Source organism: Psychrobacter sp. (assembly GCF_030457785.1).
GTDB lineage: Bacteria > Pseudomonadota > Gammaproteobacteria > Pseudomonadales > Moraxellaceae > Psychrobacter.
In genome coordinates this window covers 1-5,863 of record NZ_JAKDUI010000171.1, presented here as the reverse complement: position 1 = coordinate 5,863, position 5,863 = coordinate 1, and the positions used below count along the sequence as shown (strand labels likewise).

The following is a 5,863-nucleotide window of genomic DNA, read 5'->3' as shown; positions in this document are numbered from 1 at the left end:
AGCTGAAAACCTTGAGAAAATGGTGTGATATTTAATCCTTATCTACTACAGCCCCTTAAGTTATTGTTCTTTATTGCAATACCAAAGACTTTCAATGTAACAAACGGGTTTGAGTTACACAAGCACCAGAACTTGCAAGGATATTTGCTGGTTTATCAATCGTGCGTTAGGCTTAAAGCATTATTTTGTCTCGCTTGCCAGTGATTGGCATAAATGCTTTAATAACAAAAATTGCGTCGATTTGTGTCAGTATTATGATTGTATGTACGTGTGATGTTTGTATATCGCAGACGGCTCATTTTGATTTGAATCCTTTCCCATTTATCTAACATGGTAATGACCTCTCTTATGCCTATTGACTCTCTGAAAAACCCACCGCTCGCTGACGATGAAATGATGGCCGCTATTGATATTGGCTCCAACAGCTTTCATTTAGCCATTGCCCGTCTTGATCATGGCGAAGTTCGAAAAGTAGTCTCTATGTCTGAAAAGGTGCAGCTAGCTGCTGGCTTAGATGACAAGAAAATGTTGAGCGAAGCGGCTGAAAAGCGAGGACTTGATTGCTTAAGTCGTTTTGTAGCGCGTTTGGAATCAGTACCACAGGAGCGTATCCGTGTCGTCGCAACCAACGCTCTACGCCAAGCCAAAAATGCCAATGAGTTTATTGCTAAAGCCAATAAGATTTTGCCCAAGCCGATTGAAATTATTGCAGGGCGGGAAGAGGCGCGTTTGATATATCTGGGTGTGTCACACACCAATGCCAGTAGTGACAAACGCTTGGTAATAGATATTGGTGGTGGGTCGACAGAGTTTATTATTGGTCAAGAATTTGATCCGATATTGACTGAGAGTTTACAAATGGGCTGCGTTGCATTTACGCAAAAGTACTTTGCGGATGGTCAAATTACCAAAGATGCTTTTAGTAATGCGATAGCAGGCGCACGCAAAGAAATACTAGCGATTAATAATCAATACCAAACAGTAGGCTGGAGTAGTGTGGTCGGCTCTAGTGGTACGATTAAGGCGGTACGCAACGTCTTAGTATCGAAAGGCTGGGCTGATGAACAAGAATGTATTACTTATGCAGGTGTCAAAAAATTAAAAAAATTATTACTGAAAATTGATAATATCGATGACATTGACTTGGTTGGTGTCAAAGAGCATCGTAGAGCGGTCTTTCCAGCTGGGGTAGCAGTGCTGATTGCTATTATGGATGTGTTAGGCGTAGAGACTATTGTGTATTCAGATGGCGCGCTGCGTGAAGGTGTTATGTATGACATGCTTGGTCGTTTCGTGAGTGAAGACGTGCGTGACCGCAGCGTGTTTGCGCTGATTAAGCGTTATTCAGGCGATAAGAAACAAGCCAAACAAGTGGTCAAAACCAGCCGCAATCTGTTTCAGCAAGTAAAAGACAAGCTTGGTCTGAGCAACGATGATGGCGATTTACTCAGACGTTCTGCATTTTTACATGAGATTGGATTGGCGATCAGTCATAGTAGCTATCATAAGCACAGTGCCTATTTACTCGAACATTCGGACATTCCGGGGTTTTCGCAAGTCGATCAAAAGCGCATGGCGCAGTTGATGTTCAATCATCGCCGCAAGCTAAAATCTGATATGCTAGAGCAAACGCATCACATCGGTGGTGATCAGCTTGTCTATCTCTGCTTGTTGTTGCGTTTGGCAGTTTTGGCGCATCATAGTCGCAGTGATTGTGCGTTACCAGAATTGACGTTACAAGTTATGGATGACGGTGGTTGGCAGATAGCGGTGGCGGATGGCAGTGAGCACTATGCTTTCTTAGTTGCAGATCTGCGTACTGAAGTCGATCAGTTCAGTAGATGGGGCATGAATTTGAGTGTGGTTGAAATCTAAAGGTTTTGCTGTTTACTATTGTGCTGTTTGAATTATAGGTTCAGGTAACAAAAGCGGTGTTGTTAATAATGCCATGCCATATAAGATGTGCTACTATTGCTTGTATTGAGTTTACAACTGTACTTTCATTACCTGAAAGTGAATAACGATAACGATGCTATTATTAAGTATGTTTATTAAAGGGAAGCGTCTATGAGCACGGTATGGGATAGTGTGCAGCTTGCACGACACGCGAAGCGTCCATTATTTATGGACTATGTTAATCAACTTTTTACCGAGTTTGATGAGTTGCACGGTGACCGTGCTTATGCCGACGACAAAGCCATTCTTGGTGGTCTGGCGCGTTTTGACGGTCAGCCGGTGATGGTGATTGGTCAACATCGTGGTCGCAGCACTCGCGAGCGTATCGCTCATAACTTTGGTATGGCCAATCCTGAAGGGTATCGCAAAGTCATTCGGTTGGTTAAAATGGCAGAGCGCTTTAACATTCCTGTGATGACCTTTGTAGATACCCAAGGTGCTTATCCTGGTATTGGCGCTGAAGAGCGAGGACAGGCGCAAGCCATCGCTGAAAGCATCGCGGTGTTTTCGAGCTTAAAAGTACCCATCATTGTTACCATCATCGGTGAAGGTGGCTCAGGTGGTGCATTGGCTATTGGGGTTGGTGACAAAATCAACATGCTGCAAAACAGCATCTATTCGGTCATCTCGCCTGAAGGCTGTGCCTCTATCTTGTGGAAAACCGCAGAAAAAGCCAAAGATGCGAGTGAGGCACTGAAGTTAAATGCCATTAATCTACATCAAATGGGCTTGATTGATGCCGTCGTTGAAGAAGGTGAAGGCGCGCATGTACAGCCACAGCCAGTCATGGAAGCATTAAAAGCCTTGATCACTGAGCAGCTAGATGAGATCAAAGATCTAGATGCAACAGAGCGTTGCGAGATACGTTATCAAAAGCTTAAATCCTTCGACTCTGAAGTGATGCTGCCTTGTTAATTGGCTCGTATCGTCTAAAGTGGCGTTCAACATGCCCTAGACATTCAACTTAGTGATAAAATAAAAACCTGTCATTCAATGGCGGGTTTTTTTGTATCCGTCAATTCGCATATAAACTTATTTACCTGATGCCCAATCAAGATTATATTTCATTTCTCTCACTGTTAGCTCGATAGCCCGTTGTTGAAATGATTGTTATTGGAATGGCTGTTATTGGAATGACTGTTGATTGGCATCAATGAGGTTGATTATGACCAGCAGCGCGATCCTTTCACATCCTATTATGCCAATTGCTGATTTGCCGATTGATGATGGCTTAGCGACGGCACTCGTAAGCAGCACGGTTGAGCATGGTGAACAGCTGAAGGGTCGGCGTGTTTGGTTGGCTTGTAGTGGTGGGCGTGATTCATTAGCATTGGCGGCGTTATGTGTGCAGCTCTATCGACAAGATAAATTACCATTTCTGCCGCAGCTTTTGCATGTGGATCATGGTTTGCAAGCAGACAGTAAGGTTTGGGCAGGACATGTCGCGCGTTGGGCTAAGGTGCAAAATCTACCTTGTCATATTTTGCCTACGCAAGTCCAAGGTTATGATGAACAAGCGGCACGGCAAGCTCGTTATGATGTGATGCGGGCACATATCAATCAAGATGATGTATTGCTATTGGCGCACCATGCTGATGATCAAGCGGAAACAGTACTGATGCGTCTGATTCAAGGGGCAGGTGTCAATGGTCTGTCAGGTATGCAGCCATGGCGTATACAAGATCGAGACGGTCATCGAAATATACTTTGGAGACCTTGGCTGACGGTACGACGTGCTCAGATTAGTGCCTATGCTCAACGCTTAAAACTGCCTTACATAGATGACCCTACCAACGATACTGGTGATAATATGCGTAGCGGTCTACGGCGAGATATCATGCCCGTGTTGGCGACATACAACCCAAACGTGATTGATAATATTGCCCGCAGTGCGCAGCTATTAAGCGATGCGCAAGTCATTATCAATGCTCAGGCAGAAGATGACTTACAGCAGGCGGCAGTTGCCTCATTGCAGCAGTATCCAGAACAGCGCGTCGTCAACATAAATACGCTACAGCGTTTGCCGCTCAGCCGACAGCGTCAGTTGTTGCACCATTGGATAAGCCAAGATGAGCCGTTACCACCAGCAAAGCAATTGGTAAATGATGCCTTAGCACTGAGCCAACGTCATGACCACGATCATCAAACGCAGATTTTTTGGCAAGGTGTTCATCGATCCTACGTCATTCGCCGCTATCGTGAGCATATGTATAGGCTGAGCACTCAGTGGCTTAATTGGCTAAAGCTACCACTTAATATACAAAGTCAAAGATTAGACATGGTTGCCGAAACGAGTGTGAACTCAAGCTCAGATGATAATCAGTGTATTTCTTTTATTTTACGCAGTAGTGTGGAATTGGTTTGGCAAGCACAGATTATGCCAAATGCGCTGACACGCGTATTGAAGCATCAGAGTTATAATCACAATCACAATCACAGTCATAAAAATGAGATTGAGATTAGATTTGCACCATTGAGAAGGCTGCAACGGGTGCAAACTGCCATGGCGTCACGCCCACAAGCAGGAAAGAAGCTATATCAAACTTTAGGTGTGCCGGTATGGTTGCGAGATAGTTTAGTCGTGGTTAGTGCGACGTTTGTCGGCAAAGATGATATTGCTAGTGGCGATATGGCTAGTATGGAAAGTAAACTTGCAACCAATGAACGTGCGGTTGAGCTGCCTATTTTATTATTATCACCGTTTGATAGCTGGGTATTGGGCACTGATACGTTGAACCGTGCTATTGAAGAGGAACAGCTAACTAAGCTTATCAACAGTTGTCTTCGCCCAAGTAATGCACTATATGTTATATGATAATTATTCCTCACTATTTTTACCGATTTTATCTATTACGCAGGTAGTCCGTTTGAATTGGGCACACGTTCTAGTGGCAGTATGGTAGACTGGGTGTCATTTCACATATCGTTGTGTTAGTTTGAATGCCTTTGAATTATTAAGCAGGAGATAAATGTGTCAGTATTAGACAATAAAAAAATCAGTTTTATTGGCGGCGGTAATATGGCGCAAGCACTTATTAGCGGCCTGGTTAGCTGTGGTACCAAGCCTGAACTAATCACTGTGTCAGCACCAAGTAAAGAGACCCGTGAGAAGTATGATAGCCAAGGAATGAATACCGTTGATGCAAGCGAAAACCCTAAGGCTGCAGTGATTGATGCTGATGTGGTGGTGCTCGCTGTCAAGCCGCAAGTAATGAGACGGGTGGTCAGTGAGTTTGCTGATGCTTTGGATAAGCAGCTAGTGATTTCGGTGGCGGCAGGTTTGTCGACTGAGCTTTTATCTGACATGCTGTCAGGATATAGCAATATCGTCCGTGCGATGCCAAATACGCCTTCTATGATTCAAATGGGTGCGACTGGCTTGTACGGTACTGATAATATTTCTGCAGAGCAAAAACAGTTAGCAACGGCAGTGATGGAAGCTTCAGGACTGGTCATGTGGGTCGATGACGAAGAGCATATGCACGCGGTGACAGCTGTGTCAGGTTCAGCGCCAGCTTATATGTTTTACTTTATCGAGTCGATGGTCGATGGCGCAACGGCTTTAGGACTGGACAAAGAACAGGCATCAGCACTGGCGATGCAAACCATGTTAGGTGCGGCAAAAATGGCGATGGGCAGTGAAGATACGCCTGCTGAGCTGCGTCGTAAGGTGACCTCACCGAATGGTACGACCCAAGCAGCGGTTGAGTCGATGCAAGCCAATGACATCGGCCGTCAAATCAGCGAAGCCATGAAAGCTTGTTACGATCGTAGCCAAGCGCTTAGCGAAGAGATGAGCAAGTAGATAATCAAGCAAACAAATAATCAAGCAAACAAATAATCAAGTAATCAACTAGGGGCTGTATAGAATTGAGGAACCATTGAAAAAAATAAGCAACGCCTTACT

Annotated in this window: 4 protein-coding genes; all 4 read left to right on the top strand. The window is 44.6% G+C overall.

All coding sequences use genetic code 11. From position 1 onward, the window contains the following. Nucleotides 1–348: 348 nt before the first annotated feature. The 4 genes from ppx to proC all read left to right on the top strand — a co-directional run bounded on the left by ppx (nucleotide 349) and on the right by proC (nucleotide 5,761). A complete protein-coding gene (gene ppx / locus L0J61_RS08565; protein ID WP_301466027.1) occupies nucleotides 349–1,875 on the top strand; it encodes an exopolyphosphatase in 1,527 nt (508 codons plus the stop codon). Between the two features lie 192 nt (nucleotides 1,876–2,067). After that, entirely contained in the window at nucleotides 2,068–2,871 is an 804-nt protein-coding gene (locus L0J61_RS08560) for an acetyl-CoA carboxylase carboxyltransferase subunit alpha (RefSeq protein ID WP_301466026.1), read from the top strand. Nucleotides 2,872–3,121: 250 nt separating this feature from the next. Beyond that, nucleotides 3,122–4,771: a tRNA lysidine(34) synthetase TilS gene (tilS, locus tag L0J61_RS08555; RefSeq protein ID WP_301466025.1), complete on the top strand. Its 1,650-nt coding sequence runs from the start codon at nucleotides 3,122–3,124 to the stop codon at nucleotides 4,769–4,771. Nucleotides 4,772–4,927: 156 nt separating this feature from the next. Continuing rightward, nucleotides 4,928–5,761 (top strand): pyrroline-5-carboxylate reductase, encoded by an 834-nt coding sequence (proC, locus tag L0J61_RS08550; RefSeq protein ID WP_301466024.1) that lies wholly within the window; start codon nucleotides 4,928–4,930, stop codon nucleotides 5,759–5,761. The last annotated feature ends 102 nt before the right edge of the window (nucleotides 5,762–5,863 follow it).